Here is a 1,023-nt window from a genome sequence, read left to right as displayed (position 1 = left end):
GCCGGATTGGCCGCAGCTGCCGGTGCAGTACGCCGACTACACGTTGTGGCAGCGTGAGCTGCTCGGTGACGACGGCGACCCGGAGAGCGCGTTCAGCCGCCAGAACGGTTACTGGGCGGAGCAGTTGGCCGGCCTGCCGGAGCAGGTCACCTTCCCCGCCGACCGGCCCCGCCCCGCCGTCGCCGGCAACTCGGGTGACACCATCGCCTTCAGTCTCGACGCGGACCTGCACCGGGACCTCGCCGAGCTGGCCCGCAGCACCGACACGACCGTGTTCATGGTGCTGCAGGCCTCCCTCGCCGTCCTCATGACCCGCCTCGGCGCCGGGACCGACATCCCGATCGGTTCCCCGATCGCCGGGCGTACCGACGAGAACCTCGACGACCTGGTGGGCTTCTTCGTCAACACCCTGGTCCTGCGGACCGACACGGCCGGCAGCCCGGCCTTCACGGATCTGCTGGCGCAGGTCCGCCGGGCCACCCTGGCCGCCTATGCGCACCAGGACGTCCCGTTCCAGCACCTGGTGGAGAAGCTCAACCCGCACCGCTCCGCTTCGCACCACCCGCTCTTCCAGGTCATGCTGGCTCTGCAGAACAACGAGCAGGCCGACTTCCAACTTCCCGGGCTGCGAGTCAGCCCCGAGCCGATCCCCACCGGCACCGCGCGATTCGACGTGTTCATCACTGTCGGCGAGGAGCGTGGCGAAGCCGGCGCGCTCGCGGGAATCAACGGGTTCGTCGAGTTCGCGACGGACCTGTACGACCGGTCGACCGTCGAGGTCATGGCCGAGCGGTGGGCGCGCCTGCTGCGGGCCGTCGTCGCCGATCCGCAGCTGACCGTCGACACGGTCGAGATCCTCGACCAGGCCGAGCGCCGGCGCATCCTCAGCGAGTGGAACGACACTGCCGCCGAGATGACGTCCGTCACGCTGCCCGGGCTGTTCGAGGCCAGGGTGGCGGTGGCGCCGGACGTGGTGGCGTTGGAGGCCGGTGATGAGGTCTGGACGTATGCGGAGTTGAACGC

At 69.9% G+C, this 1,023-nt stretch carries 1 protein-coding gene; it reads left to right on the top strand.

Annotation, left to right across the window (positions count from 1 at the left end):
* Positions 1–1,023: condensation domain-containing protein (locus tag ACFZBX_RS36995; RefSeq protein ID WP_391538211.1), on the top strand; the 1,023-nt coding region annotated here is incomplete at both ends.

Source organism: Kitasatospora sp. NPDC008115, assembly GCF_042957205.1.
Taxonomy (GTDB): domain Bacteria; phylum Actinomycetota; class Actinomycetes; order Streptomycetales; family Streptomycetaceae; genus Kitasatospora.
Note: the sequence above shows the minus strand (reverse complement) of the source record. Positions and strands in the feature narration are given on the sequence as shown.